The 18,971-nt window shown below is 70.9% G+C and carries 17 protein-coding genes; 5 read left to right on the top strand and 12 right to left on the bottom strand.

Annotation, left to right across the window (positions count from 1 at the left end; translation table 11 throughout):
* The first annotated feature begins 21 nt into the window (after positions 1 to 21).
* Positions 22 to 1,614: an HNH endonuclease signature motif containing protein gene (locus tag LX12_RS05995; protein WP_253653605.1), complete on the top strand. Its 1,593-nt coding sequence runs from the start codon at positions 22 to 24 to the stop codon at positions 1,612 to 1,614.
* Here LX12_RS05995 and LX12_RS06000 read toward each other — a convergent pair.
* From LX12_RS06000 to LX12_RS06030, 7 genes are read right to left on the bottom strand one after another with little or no spacing between them, the layout of a single operon-like run.
* On the bottom strand, positions 1,584 to 4,211 hold the full coding sequence (locus tag LX12_RS06000) for a molybdopterin-dependent oxidoreductase (RefSeq protein ID WP_253653606.1): 2,628 nt from the start codon (positions 4,209 to 4,211) through the stop codon (positions 1,584 to 1,586). The two genes, LX12_RS05995 and LX12_RS06000, sit on opposite strands and share 31 nt — an antisense overlap.
* On the bottom strand, positions 4,208 to 5,077 hold the full coding sequence (locus LX12_RS06005) for an FAD binding domain-containing protein (RefSeq protein WP_253653607.1): 870 nt from the start codon (positions 5,075 to 5,077) through the stop codon (positions 4,208 to 4,210). Before LX12_RS06005 ends, LX12_RS06000 begins: the two co-directional genes overlap by 4 nt.
* Complete coding sequence (locus LX12_RS06010) at positions 5,031 to 6,386, bottom strand: 8-oxoguanine deaminase (RefSeq protein ID WP_253653608.1); 1,356 nt, start codon at positions 6,384 to 6,386, stop codon at positions 5,031 to 5,033. Before LX12_RS06010 ends, LX12_RS06005 begins: the two co-directional genes overlap by 47 nt.
* Entirely contained in the window at positions 6,383 to 7,291 is a 909-nt protein-coding gene (pucL, locus tag LX12_RS06015) for a factor-independent urate hydroxylase (protein WP_253653609.1), read from the bottom strand. Before pucL ends, LX12_RS06010 begins: the two co-directional genes overlap by 4 nt.
* 14 nt (positions 7,292 to 7,305) lie before the next feature.
* Entirely contained in the window at positions 7,306 to 7,629 is a 324-nt protein-coding gene (gene uraH, locus LX12_RS06020; protein ID WP_253653610.1) for a hydroxyisourate hydrolase, read from the bottom strand.
* Entirely contained in the window at positions 7,629 to 8,156 is a 528-nt protein-coding gene (uraD, locus tag LX12_RS06025) for a 2-oxo-4-hydroxy-4-carboxy-5-ureidoimidazoline decarboxylase (RefSeq protein WP_253653611.1), read from the bottom strand. Before uraD ends, uraH begins: the two co-directional genes overlap by 1 nt.
* A 3-nt stretch (positions 8,157 to 8,159) precedes the next feature.
* On the bottom strand, positions 8,160 to 10,163 hold the full coding sequence (locus LX12_RS06030) for a solute carrier family 23 protein (protein ID WP_253653612.1): 2,004 nt from the start codon (positions 10,161 to 10,163) through the stop codon (positions 8,160 to 8,162).
* A gap of 86 nt (positions 10,164 to 10,249) precedes the next feature.
* On the opposite strand from LX12_RS06030, the gene LX12_RS06035 reads away from it, so the two are divergent.
* The gene (locus LX12_RS06035) at positions 10,250 to 10,810 is read left to right on the top strand and encodes a nucleotidyltransferase family protein (protein ID WP_253653613.1); all 561 of its coding nucleotides are present in this window, start codon (positions 10,250 to 10,252) and stop codon (positions 10,808 to 10,810) included.
* A 3-nt stretch (positions 10,811 to 10,813) separates the two neighbouring features.
* Here the strand turns inward: LX12_RS06035 and LX12_RS06040 are convergent, their stop codons facing one another.
* Positions 10,814 to 11,887, bottom strand: a complete 1,074-nt coding sequence (locus tag LX12_RS06040) for an XdhC family protein (RefSeq protein ID WP_253653614.1) — start codon at positions 11,885 to 11,887, stop codon at positions 10,814 to 10,816.
* Positions 11,888 to 12,010: 123 nt separating this feature from the next.
* On the opposite strand from LX12_RS06040, the gene LX12_RS06045 reads away from it, so the two are divergent.
* Positions 12,011 to 12,538 carry a hypothetical protein gene (locus LX12_RS06045; protein WP_253653615.1) on the top strand — a complete coding sequence of 176 codons (528 nt, stop codon included), beginning with the start codon at positions 12,011 to 12,013 and terminating at the stop codon, positions 12,536 to 12,538.
* Here the strand turns inward: LX12_RS06045 and LX12_RS06050 are convergent.
* The gene (locus LX12_RS06050) at positions 12,535 to 13,377 is read right to left on the bottom strand and encodes a hypothetical protein (protein WP_253653616.1); all 843 of its coding nucleotides are present in this window, start codon (positions 13,375 to 13,377) and stop codon (positions 12,535 to 12,537) included. The two genes, LX12_RS06045 and LX12_RS06050, sit on opposite strands and share 4 nt — an antisense overlap.
* A 9-nt stretch (positions 13,378 to 13,386) precedes the next feature.
* Positions 13,387 to 13,947, bottom strand: a complete 561-nt coding sequence (locus LX12_RS06055; protein WP_253653617.1) for a TIGR03086 family metal-binding protein — start codon at positions 13,945 to 13,947, stop codon at positions 13,387 to 13,389.
* Positions 13,948 to 14,062: 115 nt separating this feature from the next.
* Here LX12_RS06055 and LX12_RS06060 point away from each other — a divergent pair, with 115 nt between their 5' ends.
* Positions 14,063 to 15,811 (top strand): NAD-binding protein, encoded by a 1,749-nt coding sequence (locus tag LX12_RS06060; protein ID WP_253653618.1) that lies wholly within the window; start codon positions 14,063 to 14,065, stop codon positions 15,809 to 15,811.
* Positions 15,812 to 15,850: 39 nt separating this feature from the next.
* Positions 15,851 to 17,101, top strand: coding sequence for an FAD-dependent oxidoreductase (locus LX12_RS06065; protein WP_253653619.1), 1,251 nt, complete (start codon positions 15,851 to 15,853; stop codon positions 17,099 to 17,101).
* Positions 17,102 to 17,242: 141 nt separating this feature from the next.
* On the opposite strand, the gene LX12_RS06070 is transcribed toward LX12_RS06065, so the two are convergent.
* Together LX12_RS06070 and LX12_RS06075 are read right to left on the bottom strand one after the other, a co-directional pair.
* The gene (locus LX12_RS06070; RefSeq protein WP_253653620.1) at positions 17,243 to 18,097 is read right to left on the bottom strand and encodes an alpha/beta fold hydrolase; all 855 of its coding nucleotides are present in this window, start codon (positions 18,095 to 18,097) and stop codon (positions 17,243 to 17,245) included.
* Positions 18,094 to 18,969: an alpha/beta hydrolase fold domain-containing protein gene (locus tag LX12_RS06075; protein WP_253653621.1), complete on the bottom strand. Its 876-nt coding sequence runs from the start codon at positions 18,967 to 18,969 to the stop codon at positions 18,094 to 18,096. The genes LX12_RS06070 and LX12_RS06075 overlap by 4 nt, the downstream gene beginning before the upstream one ends.
* Between the last annotated feature and the right edge of the window lie 2 nt (positions 18,970 to 18,971).

The raw sequence follows: 18,971 nt of genomic DNA on the forward strand, positions 1-18,971 counted from the left end.
GGTCGAATGTATGTTCGATGCATGACCACGACGTTGGGCTCCTTCGACACCTCGGGTGTTGTGGCGTCGCTCGCCGGCGACGAGAAGCATTCGGCGACTGAGCTCGTGGAGATCCTGGCGCACTGTCGGTCGATTATCGCCTCCGCGGATTACCGGATGCTGTGCGCTGCCAGCCTGATCCACGATGAGCGGTGTGAGGACTTCCTGGTCGAGGTCGGCGAACACGACTCGGGGCAGCGCGAGTCAGCGGACGAGATCATGGCTGCGGGGATGGATCACCTCGCCGGACGCGATCCGCGTGCCGAATTCGGGCCTGACGGGTTGGAACGGGCGACCGCCGAGGTCGGTGCCGTCCTCGACGTCCCGGCGGCCAAAGCGAGGGAGATCATCACCGCCGGTGACACCGCCCGGTACCGGCTGGTGTTCACCGGACAAGCCCTGGCCGTCGGCCGGATCGACCTGGCCGGGTTCCTGCTCATCTGCGCCCGCACAAAACTCGTGACCGATCCCGACCTCGCGAAGATTCTCGACACCCACATCGCCCAAGCCCTGTTCGAGCGGCCACCGCTGTCGCGAGCCCGGCTAGTGGCGATGGTCGACACGACCGTGGCGATGGTCGATCCCGACGCCTTGCTGCGTCGTAAAGAGCGTGCCGCAACCGACCGCGACGTCACCATCCGCCCCGACCGGTTTCAGCCCGGCGCCTCCCGGGTCTCGGCGTCTCTGCCGATGACCGACGCCGCCGCCATCGACGCCCGACTCACCGCCATGGCCGACTCGGTCCATTCCGGTGACCCGCGCACCCGCGCCCACCGTCGCGCCGATGCCCTCATCGCTCTCGCCGCCGGGCTCGATTACCTCACCTGCGGCTGCGACACCTGCACCCAGGCTGTCGACACCGAGCCCGACGTCGAGATCGACGCGGCGGTCGACCCTGCGCCCGCCGTCGAGCAGCCTGCACCGCAGCCGATCGCACCACCGGTCGGACCGGCGCGGCCGGTGTTCCACATCGTGGTGAACCTGTCGACGCTGCTCGGCCTCGACGACGCTCCCGGTTACCTCGACGGGCGCGGGATCATCGACGCCGACACCATGCGCGCGCTGTTCGCCGACGCCCAGCGCGAATTCCTGCGCCGCGACGACCACGCCCGCGCAGCTGCGGCAGCATCGACCTACGCCCCGTCGAAGAAACTCGAGGCGCTGGTCCGGGCGGGTGAACTGTGCTGCACCTTCCCCGGCTGCTCCGCACCCGCCTGGTCGGTCGACCTCGACCACACCGACCCCTTCGACCACCGCGACCCACACGCCGGCGGTCAGACGCGTCGCGAGAACCTGAAGCCGCTGTGCCGGTTCCACCACCGCATCAAGACCTTCGACACACGATGGCGCGACTACCAGTCACCCCTGGGTGAGGCGTTCTTCGAATCCCCCACCGGGCACATGTTCCTCGGCAACGCCTACACCGCCCTGGACATCTTCCCCGCCCTCGGACCACGACCGAAGCCCGACAACCACCCCGCGCGTGCAACACTCGCCGACAAACGAAGCCAGGCGCGCGCCGCGCACATCCGCACCATCGACCGCTACGAGGATGCCGACCCGCCGCCATTCTGATGCAACGCCGCCCAGACGCGGGCGGGGTTCATGGGCAGCTGCCCGATGCGGACACCGGTGGCGTCACGGATCGCGTTGGCGATGGCGGGAGCGACGGGGTTGTAGGGGGATTCGCTCATCGACTTCGCGCCCGACGGGCCGAGGCGGTCGTAGGTGTCGGCGAAGAGGACCTCGGTCCGCGGTGAGTCCGACAGCCGCGGGATGTGGTAGTTCCGCAGGATGTCGGTCTGGACGACGCCGTCGCGCAGGATCATCTCCTCGTACAGGGCGGACCCGATCGCCTGTGTCGCCCCACCTTCCACCTGACCGCGGCACTGCTGCTCGTTGAGGACTGTGCCGGCGTCGGCCGCCTGGATCGACTGGAGGATGCGCACCCGTCCCGTCGGCAGGTGCACCGCCACCCGGACGGCGTGGACGTTGAACACGACGCTGCGCGGTGTGCCGTCATGTCGACCACGGACGACGATCGGCCCGGACTCGCCGGAGTCGATGCGCCGCCGCAGTTCCCGGCACGCCACCTGCAACGCGCGCCCTGCGACCACCGTCCCCGCGGACCCGAACGCACCGGTGTCGTGGCGCACGACGTCGGTGTCCGACTGGCGCACCACGACGTCCTCCGGCGGCACATCCAGCGCGTCGGCGGCCAGCTGCACGTGCACCGTCGTGGTGCCGTTGCCGAACTCGGCCGTGCCGACCGAGACGACGATCCGACCGTCGGCGTCCCGTTCGGCGGTGACGTCGGCGACATGCCCGTCCGGCGGGATGGTCGCGATCATCGACGGCGACATCCCCTCGCCGACAACCCACTCCGGGTCGTCGCGGTACCCGTGCCCCCCGCGGTCGGGGTCGTCGGCGCCCTCACGCAGAGCGCGTTCGGCGAGGTCGAGACACTGGTCGAGTCCGTAGCTGCCGAACTCGAGATCGTGGTCCTCGACCTGCCAGGTCACGAACTTCTCGGACGGCGTGATGACGTTGCGGCGTCGGAACGCGAACGGGTCCAGCCCGAGCTCCCGGGCGAGGTCGTCCATGGCGCTCTCGACGGCGAAGATGACCTGACCGAGTCCGTACCCGCGGAACGCACCCGACGGCAGGTTGTTCGTGTAGACGCAGTGGGCGTCGACCCGTTTGTTCGGGCTGCGGTACAGCGACACCGATTCCGAGCACCCGTGAAACATGACACCGGGACTGTGGTTGCCGTAGGCGCCGGCGTCCGACAGCACGTCGATGGTCAGCGCGGTGAGGGTGCCGTCGCGCTCCGCGGCAGCGGTGACCCGCACCCGCATCGGGTGTCGACACGGCGCGATCGTGAACTGGTCGGTCCGCGACATCTCGTACGCCGCGGGGCGGCCGGTCTTCCGCACGGCCAGCAACACGACGTCCTCGGTGAGCAACTCCTGTTTGGCCCCGAACGCCCCGCCGATCCGGGGTGCGACGACGCGGATGCTGTCGGTGGGCAGACCGAACACGTAGGCCAGTTCGTCGCGGACGAGGAAGGGCACCTGTGAACTCGACCGCAGGACATACCGATCGTCGTCGTCGATCCACCCGATGGTGCCGTGCGTCTCGAGGTGCACGTGCTGCACACGCGCTGTCTGCCACTCCCCCTCGACCACGGCACCCCCGGCCGCGCGTGCCGCCGCAACCCCGGCCGCCACATCACCGACGCCGCCGTGGATCTCGGCGATCACGTTCCGCGCGGGGTCCGCGATCCGCGCCGTCGTCGCATCCTTGTCACCGTGCACCGCGGGCGCACCGGGCCGCATCGCCTCCTCGGCGTCGAACACCGCGGGCAGGACCTCGTAGGTCACATCGATCAGGTCGACGGCCCGCTTCGCCTCCCGCGGGGAATCGGCGACGACGGCGGCGACCCGCTGCCCGACGTAGCGCAGCCGGGTGTCGAAGACACGGATGTCGTCGGGATCGTCGGTGCGCGAGTGGTGGCGGGCCGTCGAGAAGGCCACTCCGGGGTCGTCGTGATGGGTCAGCACGGCGCGTACCCCGGGAGCGGCCTCGGCCCGGGACGTGTCGATGCCGGCGATCCGCGCCGACGGATACGGGCTCCCCAGCACGGCGATGTGGCCGAGGTCGTCGACGTGGACGTCCATCGTGTACGACTCGGCACCCGTCACGATGCGCTGTGCCGCGGGGGCTTTCACGGCGGCGGGCTCGGCGGGGAGGGCATCGGCGTCGACGGAGTCTGTGATCGCCTCCTCGATTGCTCGATACCCGGTGCACCGGCAGAGATTGCCCTTCAGGGTCCGGTTCAGGTCGCAGGCCTTCTCCCGGTCCAACGTCGACGCCGTGACGATCATCCCGGCGGTGCAGAACCCACACTGGAACCCTGCGCGCTCGACGAACGCCCGCTGCACGGTGTCCAGGCCCGGACCCGCGGCGGTGGTGATCTCGCTGTCGATCGCCCGGAACGCCGGGACGATGCAGGAGTGCACGGGACGGCCGTCCAAGACGACGGTGCACGCGCCGCAGTCGCCGGAGTCGCATCCCTTCTTGACCGCGGTGTGCCCGTGCTCGCGCAGATACGTCCGCAGGCACTGGCCGGGCCCGGGGGTGCCGTCGACGTCCTGTCCGTCGACCCTCATGCCGCCGACCCCAGTTCGGTGACGACCTCGCGGACGAGATGCGGCACCACCGCGCGCCGCCACTCGGCGGTCCCGTGCGCATCGGTGAACCACGCGGCCTCGGGAACGACTGCGGCGCAGGCGGCGACGACCTCGTCGGGCTCGCGGGACGGAACCGGGATCGCGAACGGCCGCACCGTCCCGCCACTAACGGAGATCACGACGCCGCCGTCGGTGGCGCGGCCGAGGACGACGGCACCGGCGCGGCCGTACTCCGCGTAGGAGACCCGTCGGGCCGCGACCGGCGCGGTGAGCGCCGCTGTCGGCACATGGATGGACCGCAGCAGATCGCCGGGCGCCAGCGAGTTCCGCTGGTTGCCCACCACGACGTCGGCGACCGAGACGACGCTGTCGGTGCCGTCGGGATGCCACACCAGCAGCGATGCGTCGAGGACCGAGCACAGCGACGTCATGGACCCGGCGGGCAAGGCCAGACAGACGTTGCCGCCGACGGTCGCGGTGTGCCAGATCTTGTACGACGCGACCAGCGAGTCGGCGCACCACCGGAACAGTGTTCGTGCGTGCCAATTCTCGGGGAGATCCGCGTGGACGAGGCGGTCGATGGTGCAGGTCGCCGCGATCTCGAGGCCGTCGTCGGCGACGGTGAGGTCCGGCCAGTCGAGTGTCGTGAGGTCGACGAGGCGGCGGAGGTCCCGACCCGGCTCGGCCATCACCGACGTCCCGCCGGCCAGCAGCGCGTCGCCGGGCAGCGGGGAGGGCAACTCGTCCCGCGTGGTGGGTCGGACGACGTCGTCGACGAAATGCAGATCCATGGACTCCTCAGCCTGCCCGATCGAGCAGTCGACGATGCGCCGCGGCGACGTCACGTGCGAGCTCGTCGGCATCCGAGCCGATGGCACGGCCGTCCGCGACGACGGTTCTCCCCCCGACCCACGATCGGCGGATCGGCGGTGGTGAGCCGAGCACGAGCGCGGCGACCGGATCATCGATGCCGGCGTGCGCCGGCCCGGTCAGATCCCACAGCACCATGTCGGCCAGCATGCCCGGGGCGATGCTCCCGAGGTCGTCACCGCGCCCGAGGACCCGCGCACCGCCGACGGTCGCCAGCCGCAGCGCCTCCCGCGTGGACAGGGACGTCGGCCCGCCGACGGCGCGGGCGAGCATCAGCGCCATGGTCACCTCCTGCAGCAGCCGGGCGGATTCGTTCGACGCCGCACCGTCGACACCCAGCCCGACGACCGCGCCGGCGTCGAGGAGGTCCCGGGTGCGGGCGATCCCCGCGCCGAGCCGACTGTTCGACGTGGGGCAGTGCGCGACGGCGGTGCCGGTGCGGCCGAGTTCGGCGACGGACTCGTCGTCGAAGTGGATGCCATGGGCGAACCAGACATCGGGCCCTGTCCAGCCGAGGTCGCTCATGTACTGCAGAGGCGTGCAGCCGAAATGATCGGCGCAGTAGTCGGTCTCGTCGCGCGTCTCGGCCAGGTGCGTGTGCAACCGCACGCCACGGTCGCGGGCGAGGGCCGCGGACTCCCGCAGCAGATCGGCGGTCACCGAGAACGGGGAGCACGGTGCCAGCGCGATCTGCACGAGTGCACCGGGGGACGGGTCGTGCCAGCGGTCGATCGCCTCGGCGCTGTCGGCCAGGATCGCGTCGATGGGTTGTACGACGGAGTCCGGGGGCAGGCCCCCGTCCTTCTCGCTGAGGTCCATCGATCCGCGGGTCGGATGGAACCGCACCCCCAGCGTGGTCGCGGCGTCGATCTCGGCGCCGAGCAGATCACCGGCGCCGGTGGGGAAGACGTAGTGGTGGTCGGTGGTGGTGGTGCACCCGGACTCCAGGAGCGCGGTGATGGCGCCGCGTGCGCCGGCGTGCAGGCCGTCGACGTCGATGCCCGCCCACACCGGGTACAGGGTCGTCAGCCACTGAAACAGCGTGTGATCGGCGGCGAGCCCACGGGTGATCCACTGGTAGAGGTGGTGATGGGTGTTCACGAGGCCGGGGGTAAGCAGGCACCCGGTCCCGTCGAACCGCGCGGCGTCGGCAGGGATGGCATCGGCGCCGACGTCCACCCCGGTGACCCGGTCGTCCTCGACGAGGACGGTGGCGGTGGCGAACTCGCGACCGTCGGCGTCCATCGTGACGACGGCGGCGTTCTCGACGACGATCGAGGTCATGTGAGCCAGGTCCGCTGCGGGATCCAGGCCGGCCCGGCGTCGGGTGCGTCGTCCCGGCTCACCGCGGCCTGGATGAGTCCGTACGGGCGGTCGTCGGCGTGGAACACCTCGTTGGGGTTGTCGAGGCCGAACGGTGACAGGTCGTAGACGAAGTGGTGCTTGTTCGGTGCGGACAGCCGCACCTCGACGATCTCCGGATGCGCCTCGAGCACAGCCGATCCCATCGCGAACAACGTCTGCTGCAGTGCCTTGGACTGCAGGGTCGCGAACTGGGCCACCATGATCGTCTTGACGTCGTCGTAGACCGCGTCCCAGTCGACGTAGACGGTGGAGAACCGCCACTTCGCGACCAACGACGTGGCCATCACACGATCGGTCGTCGGCTCGAGGATCGTGTACTTGTCGGTCGGGAAGCCGTGGAACTCCGACCCGGTCGACTTGAGGATGACCAGATCGGAGAACCCGCCGATGACCCAGGTGCGGCGGGTCCCGTCGGAGTCGTCGACGATGATGTCGGCGGTGCGGGTCTCCTGGCCGCGCCGGACCCAGGTGTGGTCGTGCTCGGTGCCGTCGACGAGGACCCGCTGCCAGGCGTACTCCTCGATCTCGATGCGCGCACCGCTCACCGGGTCGACGGTGTCGACGAAATGCGTTGCCAGATCGAGCCCGTACTGCTCGATGGTGGCGATGCCCTTCTCCTTGGCGAAGGCGTAACAGGTCTGTTTCTGCGTGTCGGTGGGGAGGACGGCGCCCTGGTCACCGACCGTGTACGCCTCGGTGAACGCGCCGCGCAGGGCCGTCCCGACGTTCAGGTCGCGGATCTCGTGCCGGGGCGTGTCCCGGTAGATGCGGACGACGCGGTTCTCGGCCTTGCCGTACTGGTCACCGCTCAGGGTGATCCCCATGGGAGACGCTCCTCTCAACTGCCGCGATAGGTGGAGAACGCGAACGGGCTCAACAGGATCGGGACGTGGTGGTGCCCGCCGGCATCGGTGATCCGGAAGGCGACGACCACCTCGGGGTAGAACGCCTCGACCGCCTGCGCGGCGAACCAGGCCCCGGTGTCGAAACGGATGCGGTGGACGCCTGTCGGCAGGTCGTCGGCGAGCGGGCCGATGCGCCCGTCGTCGTCGGTGGTGCCGCTGGCGACCTCGGTGCCGTCGTCCGCCGTCAGGGTGACCGGGACCCCGACCGCCGGACGTCCGGCGACCGCGTCGAGGACGTGTGTGCTCACCGACGCCATCAGCGCGCGTCCTCGGCCAGTTGTGCAGCCGGACAGATCATCCGCGACAGGCGGTTCCGGGTGATCTTGGCCAGCTCGAGCCGCAGCACGCGACGTTCCGTGGCGGGGTCGTTGTGCAACCGCTGCCGCAGGATGCGCAGCAGTTCGGTCGCGGGCCGCCCGTCGGCGTGCACCAGGTACACGTGACCGAACATCTGCTCGTACTCCTTGTTCGCGATGCGGAGCTCGTCGAGCACGGCGGGGTCGGCACCGGTCACATTGCGCTGCTCCCGCGCCGAGCTGGCGTTCGTCGACCGCTCGCCGATGCGCGGGTGGCCGTCGAGCGCCTCGTCGAGGTCGGTCTCGGTCAGCTCGGCGATGATGAGGTCGGACTGGTCCAGCAGCGCGTCCTCGTCGCTGAACGGCCGTGCCGCGGCGACCCTCAGGGCCCACATCCGCGACGAGCAGCACGCGTACAGCGCATGCACCGCCTGCGTCTCGGAGAGCGCGTTGAAGCTGTCGATCCCTCGCCAGTCGGGACGTCGCATCGGCTACCGGCCGGTCCCGTCGAGCCGACCGATGTCCTCCAGGCGTCGCAGCCGAGCGGTCGCGATGGGGTTGGCGTCGGCGACGAGGTCGTCGAAACGGTAGTTGGCGATCTTGGCGATCTCGATGAGCGCGAACGACCGCTCGCTGGTCGGTGAGTTCTTCATGCGCGACCATCCGTTCCTCAGGACCCGCTCGTAGCGTTCGGTCTCGCGCGCGCAGATGACGAGGGGGAACCCGAAGTGCTCATGGTAGGCCTTCGCGAGGTCGGTGACCGTGCCCAGTTCCTCCTCGTCGAGCACCACCAGGCCGGTGTGGTCGACGGCCGTCGGGTTGCCCACGTCGTCCTGTGCGCCGAGGTCCGGGAACGACCGGATCAGTTGCAGCTGCTCCTCGTCGCTGCCGGTGAGCATCGCCTCCGAGAACGCGGCGCGCAGATCGTGCGTGGTCTCGAACGGGCGTTGTTCGAACGCTCGGTCCACCACCCAGTCGGTGCCCTGGACGAGCCCGCCGAACGTCGCGCGGAACGTCTCCCGGGACATGTCGTTGACCTCGGCGAGCCGGATGGCACCGCGACCGGCGACCGCCGGTCCCCGCGACCCGGTGTGGAAGAACAGCAGGTTCAGCAGGATCGCCGTGATCGCGCCCATCGTGATCCCGGTGCTGAAGGGGATCTGGAGCAGACCGGGGACCGCCTCGTCGACGCCGGGGAGTCCGGGGACCTCGACCGGTGCGCCGTTCACCGTGATGGTCTCCGGCGCCACCGACTGCGAGAACTGGACGTAGAGGCCCATCGCCAGTGACGTGCCCGCGATGATCAGGTTGCGGTGGTCGGTGAAGTCGACCGCCCCGAGGGTCTGGATCCCGACGATCGCGACCGTGGCGAACATGACCAGCGCCGCACCACCGAGCACCGGCGACGGGATGGTCTCGACGAGCTTCGCGGTCTTGGGGAGGAGACCCAGGATGATCATGATGACGCCGGCGGCCGCCACGACGAACCGGCTCTTCACCCCGGTCAGCCGGACCAGACCGACGTTCTCGGAGAACGCCGTGTAGGGGAACGAGTTGAAGATGCCGCCGATGACGGTGGCCAGGCCGTCGGCGCGGACCGTCGCGGCGATGTGCGCCTTGGTGATCCGCTTGCCGACGATCTCGCCCGTCGCGAACACCGACCCCGTCGACTCGACCGCCACGACCAAGAGCACGACGACCATCGAGACGATCGCGATCACGTCGAACCGGGGCCAGCCGAACGCGAACGGGTCGGTGAAACCGACCCAGGGCGCCTCGCCGACGGCCGCGAAGCCGGTGTCTCCCAGGGTCCAGGCGACGAACGTCCCGACCACGAGCCCGAGCAGGATCGAGATGGTCGCCCAGAAGCCGCGGAAGAACCGTTGCATCAGCACGATCAGGACGATCGTGCCGATCGCGTACAGCAGCCAGCGGCCGTTGCCGGCGTCGGGGAGTTTGGTCTCCGGATCGCGCGTCGCGTCACCCGCGCCGACCGGCAGCAGACAGATGCCGATGATGGTGATCAGCGTGCCTGTCACGACGGCCGGGAAGAACCGCACGAGTCGCGCGAAGAACGGCGCGATGAGGAACGTGATCACGCCGGCGGAGATGACCGCGCCGTACACGGTGAGCAGGCCGACGCGGCCGCCCCCGTTGTCGTTGGCGATCTTGATGACCGGGGCGAGGGTGGCGAACGTGATCCCCTGCAGCAGAGGGAGGCGGACGCCGATCTTCCAGATGCCGACGGCCTGCAGGAGCGACGCGATGCCGCACGTGAACAGGTCGGCGGTGATGAGCATCGTCAGCGCCTCGGAGTCGAGCTTGATGGCGCTGGCGATGAGCAGTGGCACCAGGACCGCGCCCGCGTAGAACGCGATGACGTGCTGCAGACCGAGGGTTGCGAGCTTGCCGAACGGCGGGACCTCGTCGACCGGGTGCTTACGCGTGACGGCCGGGCGTGCGGCTGCAGATGGGTCGTCGGTGTTCGTCGCCATGGTGTCCCCTCTCCGGCCCCGTCCGGTAAGGACACCCTCGCGCCACCGACGACGATCCGCGACCGGGGGAGCGAAGATATACACCGATGACTCACGGCTGTAACGAACCTGGGGCGGTGGTGGGTGTGGTCCTCGCCGCCGGCGCCGGCACGCGCTACGGGTCGCCGAAGGTCCTCGTCGACGACTGGTTGACCCGGGCGGTCGGCGCGGTGGACGCCGGCGGGTGTGCACCCGTGATGGTCACCCTGGGCGCGGCGATCGTGGACGTGCCCGCCCCGGCGTCGGCGGTCGTCGTCGCCGACTGGGAGGCCGGGATCTCGGCGTCGGTCCGCGCCGGCGTCGAGGCGGCTGGGTCCGTGCCCGGAGTGGTGGGGGTGCTGATCACGCTCGTCGACGTGCCCGACGTCGACGCGGCGGTCGTGGCGCGGGTGCTGCGGTCGTCCGGGCGCTCACCCGACGCGGTGGTGCGGGCCTTCTACGACGGCCGGCCCGGTCACCCCGTGTACATCGGGTCCGCCCACCTCGACGCTCTGCGCACGACGCTGCACGGAGACCGCGGCGCGGGTCCCTTCCTCACGGCGCATCCCGGAGTGCGGGCCGTCGAGTGCGGTGACCTCGCGACCGGCCACGACATCGATCGACGGTGAGGGTCAGGCGCTGTGCGACAGCGGTAGTCCCGACGCCGCCTGCCGCACGGCGGTGATCTCTGCCCCGACGGCCACCGCGATCTCGGCGGGCGTCTGCGCGCCGATGTCGAGGCCGATCGGGCTGCGCAGTGTCGCCAGCTGCGGCGCGGTGACCCCGCGAGCCCGCAGTCGGCGGACGCGATCGTCGTGCACCCGGCGGGAGCCGATGGCCCCGACGTAGCCGAGGTCGGCGTGCAGGGCCACCTCCAGGAGGTCGATGTCCGTGCGCACGTCGTGGGTCAGCGAACAGACCGCCGTGCGCCGATCGACCCGGCCGGCGTCGATCTCCGCGGCGAGGTGGTCCGCCGGGGTCGCGACGACGACCTCGTCGGCCTCCGGGAAGCGACGCTGCGTCGCGAACTCGGCACGGTGATCGCACACCGTGACCCGGAAACCGAGGAGCGTGGCCTGCCGTGTGACGGCCGCGGCGACCGCAGCCCCGCCGTAGACCAGCATCCGCGGACGAGGCGGATGGACGTCGACGAACACCGACACGGCGTCGGTGAGATCGATTGCGGTGCTGCGGCCGGCGTCGAGGACCCGCTTCGCCTTGTCGCGGAGGGCTCGATCGAGCTCGGTCGACCCGAGCGACCCCAGCAGGTCCGCCGATCGCACCACGACGGTCTCGCCCAGGCGCGCGGTGTCGGGATGAGCGACGACGGTGGCGGCCGCGACAGGGCGGTCCGCGGCGCGATCGGCGACAACCGTCTCGAGGTGCGGAGTGCGGTCGCGGGAGACCGCGCTCACCAGGACGTCGATGGTTCCGCCGCAGGGCAGGCCGACGGCGAGCACGTCCTCGGCGAGTCCGTAGCGACGCACCGATGCGGGCGCGCCGTCGAGGACGTCACGGAGGCAGGCGAGCACGTCGGCCTCGACGCAGCCACCGGACACCGATCCGCTCACCGACCCGTCGGGCAGCAGCGCCATCGTCGTCCCCGGCGGACACGGCGTCCGGCCGGAGGTGCGCACGACGGTCGCGACAGCGATCTCGGCGCCGGCGCGCCAGTCGGCGAGCATGTCGGCCGTCACGTCGGACATGGGTCTCCTCTCGGCCGGATGAGCCGCACACTAATGCCCTGAACGCGATCTTGACGCCCGGGGCGACGATCTTGACGGGTTGCCCCCTACCCGTGCCGCGCGTCGGCGAGCACGCTCGGATGCATGGCCGCACCCGTCGACACCACCACCGTCCCGCTCACCGAGATCGCGTCTGTCCACGCCGATCCCGACGTCGAGTCGTTCGTCCGCATCGATTCGCCGGTGCACTACCGGCTGCGTCCGACGACGCCGGGGCGACTCGCGTCCGCGACGTGGGACCGCTCGCACAACCCGCCCCGAGCGACGTCCGGTCACATCGTTCTCGACTACCCCGTCACCGACGGGATCGTCGTCGTCGAGGGGCTGTACGCCGTCACCGACGGCATGCGCTCGGCGATCGAGGCGGCCGGACTCACCGGGGTGGAGTTCGGTCCCGTCGCGGTCACCCGCGCCCCGCACATGGTCGACATGCGTGAGCTGCCCCGGCTGCACACCCTGGTACTGACCGGGCGGGCCTGCCGCGACGACGTCGCGCCGTGGCGGTGCGAGTCCCTCGCCCTGTCGCTGCGGGCCGCCCGCACCGTGTGGGGCGTCGACGCCGCGCTCCTCCCGCGCACCACGGTTCTCGACGTGATCGGTCTGCCGGACTAGATGCCCGTCGAGCGCTGCTCCTCCAGCGATCGGAGTGTGCGCCGCGTCTGCACGGCCATGTCGGAGCGGAACAGCGAGAGCCGCGCCGCAGCGACGGCGTCGGCGATGTCGCCCGGCACGTCGAGCAGTTCCGACAGGGCTGCGCGGGCTGCGGGTTCGCTCTCGGCAGTGCGAATCACGAACATCACTTCGTCGGCGCGTTCCTGCGCCGCGACCATCGCGCGCGTGAATGCAATCTGCTCGTCGAGATCGGGAGTGTTCTGAGGGGGACGGCCGCGCCGGCCGAGAGGCTCACCGACCGGTCCGTCCCACGCGAAGAACGACTTCCCCGACGACGCCGATACGTCGAGGTGTTCGAGGTCGAGGAGCGCGCGTCCGTCGTCGTTCGCAACGCGCGACAGGACCCCGGTCGCGTCGTCGAACGCGACGTGGATCGTCCCCTGACCCGGCGCGGCGAGCGGCACCGACCACGCCGGGCGTCCCGCGACCTCGACGCCCTGCGCGTTGCCGATGGGCGCCACGTCTTGGCTCAACTTCCGCAGCAGGGAGTCGGCGCCGAGGAGGTCGAGTGGCGTGAAGTGGGTGCCCAGGATCGGTACCCGGATGTCGCCGTCCATCAGGCGCATCTCGCCGTCGATGCGGATCACGGTCCGTTCGGGACCGGCGACGTAGATGGTCTGACCGTCGCGGTCGATGCGCCAGCGACCGCCGGGGGCGTGGGCGAAGTCGTACCGGACAGTCTCGTCGGGTGATTCGGTGACGACGAGCGTTCCCGACACGCTCACCGCCTCGGCGGCGGCGTTCCGTCCGACCAGTTCGACCCACGACGGTGACGGCATGGCCGCAGACTATCCGCGACCTCTGACGGTCCACCGCGGATCGCGTCCCGCGGTGGCGACGACGCGATCGAGGCGATCGGCGTCGGCGGGGAGGGGGCCGCGCGGGCCGAACGGACCGTCGTCGCCGGTGTCGGACGAGAAGCGGACGAAGAACTGCTCGACATGCGCGAGGACGTCATCCGACGGGGCGAATGCCTGACCGGTCGCGCGCGCGAGATCCCAGGCGTGGATCGTCAACTCCTCGACCGCGACGATCGCGTTGTCGGCCGCGTCCATCTCGATGCCGCCCGCAGAGGTCCGGCCCGCCCAGGCCGACGGCTGCGACCACGCCCGCGCGAGGTCGTCCAGGGCTGCGGGGATCACGGTCCGCCAGTTCTCGACGAGACCGTCCGGCGGGTCGAGCGGACCCTTGCGGGCGTTCGTGGTGAACACGTCGACGAACTGATGGACGTGTGCGAGCAGGTCGCGCACCGCCCAGTCGTCGCACGGCGTCGGGCCGTCCAGTCCCCCGGTGTCCACGCCGCGCACCAGCCGCGACATCTCGGTGGTGGCGGGCTCGAGATCGAACATGACATGCCTTCCGTCGGGGTCACCCGTTCTGACCCGCGCACGGCCGGGAACTCATCGCCGGTGCCGCGATCGTCGTACTCTCCCCTCACCCGAGACGGTGGGGGAGGTGGCGGTGGTGCGGCAGCCCGGTGTGATCGTGTGCGGCCACGCGGGTGTCGCCGTGCCCATCACCGACCACCTCCTCGCCGCGGGCGCACCCGTGACCGTCGTGGTGCGCACCGCGGACGCTGCCGCCCGGGCCACGCGCGATGGGGTGGGTGTCGTCGTGTGCGCCGGCCCCCTCGGCGAAGCGCTGATCGCGGCCGGCCTCGAGACGGCGGACGCCGTCGTGTGCGTCGAGGACGGCGAGATGGCTAATCTCGAGACCGCGCTGGTCGCACGCCGCCTGCGCCCCGACGTCCGGATCGTCACCCGGCTCGCGAACGCGACCGTCGGGGGAGCGTTGGCCGCCACCGACGACGGACACCACGACACCGTCCTCGACGTCGCCGACCTCGCTGCCCCGTCGGTCGTGGAGGCATGCCTGGGCATCACCACGCACCGCATCACCGCTGCCGGCATCGACGTCGTCGCGGCCACGGTCCCGGTCGGACGGGACGGGACGCTGCGGGAGATCTTCGGCGACCTCGCCCCCCTCGCGGTGACCGCCCACGACGGCGAGATGGTCGCGTGCCCGGGCCGCGACCACCGCGTCGCGGCGGGCGACGTCGCGACGATGCTCGGCACCGCCGACGAGTTCGCGGCGCACGGACTGACGATCGACGAGGTGTCCGAGGAGGGCGCCCGCCCCCGACCACCCGGGATGGTGCGCCGCGCGCGGGCCGCAGTGCGCTCCTTCGTGCGGGACGCCAACCCGAACTTCTTCCGGATGCTGCTCGTCCTCGTCGCGCTGTTGGTGGTGTCGACAACGGTGCTGCGGCTGTTCTACCGCAAGCCCGGGATGAGCGTGCTCGACGCCGTGTACTTCAGCACGGAGACCATCGCGACGGTCGGCTACGGCGACTTCACCTTCTCCGATCAGGCTGTCGCGCTGCGCATTTTCTCGATCGTGCTGATGTTCCTCGGGCTCACGACGACCGCGATGGTCATGGCGTTCCTCGCCGAACTGCTCATCTCCCGACGCATCGCGGAGGCGGCCGGTCGGCGTCGGGCACGGTTCATGACCGGCCATGTCGTCGTGATCGGGTTGGGCGCGTTCGGGATCCGCGTCGCACGGGACATCGCCGCGCGCGGGAGAGAGGTGGTGATCGTCGAACGGTCGGTCGACAACCGGTTCCTGTCGGCGGCGTCGGCGTCCTCGATCCCCGTGGTCATCGGGGACGCGACGTTGGCCTCCACGCTCGCCGACGCGCGTGTGCACACCGCCGGCGCGGTCGCGGTGCTCACCAGCGACGACATGGTGAACATCGAGACCGGCATCGCGGTGCGGGGTGCGCTGGGGGACGCCTGGGCGACCAGGGTTGACCGGCGCGGTGTGCCGGTGGTGCTGCGTGTCTTCGACCGCGCGATGGGTGACGCCGTCGCCGACCGGTTCGGCTTCCGGAACGTGCGGTCGACGACGGAGCTCGCGGTGCCGTGGTTCGTCGGCGCGGCCCTCGGCCTGCAGGTGCTGAGCACCTTCACGGTGCAGTCGATGAGCTTCGTCGTGGGCCGGCTGCGGGTCGCGCCCGACGGAGGACTGGTCGGCGTCGCGATGCAGGAGCTGTCGGCGCACACCCGCGTGATCGCGATCCGACGCCACGACAGCGGTGACCTCGAGTACCCACCCCGACGCGGCACCTCATTCGCCGCCGGCGACGAGGCCTACGTCGTCGGACCGCACGAGGAGCTGCTGGCGGTGCTCGAGCACCAGCGGGTGGGTTGAGGGGGCCGCCGCGCCCGCCGCGGATGGTTCGATGGTCAGGTGAGCGGAATCGACGTCGACGTGGTCGTGGTGGGCGCGGGACTCGCCGGGCTGCGCTGTGCCGGTGCGTTGCGTCGACGGGGGTTGGACGTGCTCGTCCTGGAGCGGTCCGACGCCCCGGGAGGACGGGTCCGCACGGACATGATCGACGGGTTCCGATGCGATCGCGGATTCCAGTTGATCAACCCCTCCTACCCGGCGATACAGCGTCACGTCGACCTCGACGCGCTGGACCTCCAGGTCGCCGGGCGCGGTGTCCGTGTGGTCGACGCCGACGGGGGCGTCCACACCCTCGCCGACCCGTTCCGTCACCCGGACCTCGCGGCCGCCACCGTCACGTCGGCGGCGTCGCTGCGATTGCTGCGCCCGAAGGCGGTCGTCGGGGCGGTGCGATGGGCTCTGCCCGCGATGGGTCCCGTCCGGCGTCTGCAGGCACGACCCGACGCTGCGGTGGGGGACGACTGGGACCGCTACGGCGTCGACGGCCCCCTGCGGGACTCGGTGCTCCTGCCGTTCCTCAGCGGAGTTCTCGCCGACGCGGACGGGGCGACGTCGGATCGCTACGTGCGGTTGGTTCTCCGCAGCTTCCTCCGCGCGACGCCCGGTGTGCCCGCGGACGGTATGCAGGCGCTGCCCGACCAGCTGGCGGCGTCGTCGGACGCGACGCTGCGCTACGGGGTGGAGGTCGAGGGGATCGACGAGGCGGGGTCGTCGGTCACGGTGCGAACCGGGGACGGGCAGTCGACGGTCGCGCGTGCCGTCGTCGTCGCGGGTGACGCCGTCGACGCCGCGCAGCTGACCGGCGTCGACACCTCGCCGATGCGAGGTCTGGCGACGTGGTGGTTCGCCGCCGACCCGGGGTTGTCGGACCCGTTCCTGCGCGTGTCCGGTTCCGGTGGGCCGCTGGCGAACACGGCCGTCATGAGCGCCATCGCACCGGGCTACGCACCGGCCGATCGATCCCTGGTGCAGGCGAGCGCCGTGCTCGGGGACTCCGATCCCGTCGACGAGAGCGTGGTGCGATCCGAACTCGCCCGTCTGTGGCAGACGTCGACGACAGGCTGGGAACTGCTGACACGCAACGTGATCCGTCGGGCCCTGCCTTCACAGGCGCCGGGACTGCCCGTCCGTCGGCCGGTGCGCGTCGGGGAGCGCACGGTGTTCGCCGGCGACCACCGCGACACCCCGTCACTGCAGGGCGCGATGGTCTCCGGGTCGCGTGCGGCACGTGCGGTCGTCGGGCTGCTCTAGCTCGCCGAGCGTGCACCAGATCCCGCCGAGCGTGCGGTAGATCCCGCCGAGCGTGCGGAACCCGAACTTGCACGTGAATCGAGTGCACAGTGGACGAGATCTGATGCACGCTCGGCGAGTTGGGCCCCGGGCGTCGTCGCGTCAGCGGACGGAGTCGATCCGTTCCGCCACGAGCTCGGCGACGAGTGCGGGATGGGTCTCGGGCAACCAGTGGCCACCATCCTCGACGACCTCGAAACGGTACTTGCCGAGAACATGTGCCGCGGTCCCGATCGCCCCGGTCCGGGTGAGGAACGAGTCGCGCGCACCCCAGATGAAGGTCGTGGGCACGGTGACGTCCCCGGCGGCGCCACCGAGTCCGAACGGCATCCCGCGGTACCAGTTCATCCCGCCGGTGAGAGCCTCGGTCTCGACCACCCGCTCGCGCACGATGGCCAGGCTCTCGTCGTCGAGACCACTGCGTCGCAGCGACGCCTCGAGGCGCGGCCGCACGGCGCGCACGCCGCGCTCGGGGACGACGGGCAGCTGGATCGCCGCCATGTACCAGGACCGCAGTGCCTGCGACGACGTGCCGAGTGCCGTGAGGAACGCGGCGGGGTGCGGCACCGACAACGCCGTGTAGGTCTGCAGCAGCTCGGGTCGCCGACTGGCGGTGGCCCATCCCGCGATCGCACCCCAGTCGTGACCGACGAGGTGGACGGGTCCGCCGATCCTGTCGACGAGTGCGGCCACGTCCGAGACGAGCTCGGGGATCGCGTACGCCCGACGACCGCGCGGCCGGGCCCCGGGGCTGTAACCACGCTGGTCAGGGGCGATGGTGCGGATCCCGCGCCCGGCCAGGTCGGCCGCGACCCGCCGCCACGACTCCTTCGTCTGCGGGAAGCCGTGCAGGGCGACGACCACCGCGCCGTCGGCGCCGGGGCTGTCGAGTGGACCGGTGTCCACGACGTCGAATGTCAGGTCGCCGTTGCGGAACTCGGTGATGCGATCGGTCATCCTGTCGCCTCCTGGACGATCCGGCACGACGCGTCGCGCCCCTCGGGTGTCGGTGTCAGCGGATAGGCGTGCACCGCGCCGGGTTGCTCGACGAGTTCCACCTGACCGCCGGCGGCCCGGATGTCGTCGACGAGGTGCAGTGCGTCGGGCAGGAAGATGTCCCGATCGCCGATGTAGACCGTGGTGGGGGGCAGCCCTGCGACACGCCCGCGCAGGGGACTGACCCGCGGGTCGTCGGCGGACAGGTCGCCACGCCATGCGCGGCCCGCCTCGCGGAGTCCGGCCGGGACCAGCCAGGGGTCGCGACGTGCGATGGCCTCGACGTCGGGATCGGTCAGTGCGATGTCGAGCCATGGCGCGATGAGGGCAACGCGCCCCGGGTGGACGTTGTCGTCGACGAGGGTCTGCGTCAGACCCAGCGCGAGCCCTCCGCCCGCGGAATCACCTGCCACGGTGATGTTGTCGGGACCGATCTCACGGGCGAGGCCGTCGAAAGCACGACGGACGAACGGGTACGCGTTGGCGGCGGTGTGGGCGGGTGCGAGGCCGTAAAGCGGTACGACAACCCGCGCCCCGGCGTCGGCGAGACGCTCGATCAGGCGCCAGTGGAAGCCCGTGATCGGCGCGATGTAGGCGCCACCGTGGAGGTAGAGCACCCCGCGGCCGGTCGGGTGCGCCGGTGCGACGGTCCAGCAGCGGAACCCGTCGACGGTCGCGTCGGACACGGTGTGAGACCTGCGCAGAGACGACGGAGGATCGGCCGGCGGCCCAGCGGACGCCATCCTGCGGCGCGCGTGCTCGGCGGTGCGCATCCGACGGCGGTAGCGGATCCGGACGACCAGGGCGGTCAGGTGCATCATCGGACTGGCCATGG

The organism is Williamsia serinedens, from assembly GCF_024171725.1.
GTDB lineage: Bacteria > Actinomycetota > Actinomycetes > Mycobacteriales > Mycobacteriaceae > Williamsia_A > Williamsia_A serinedens.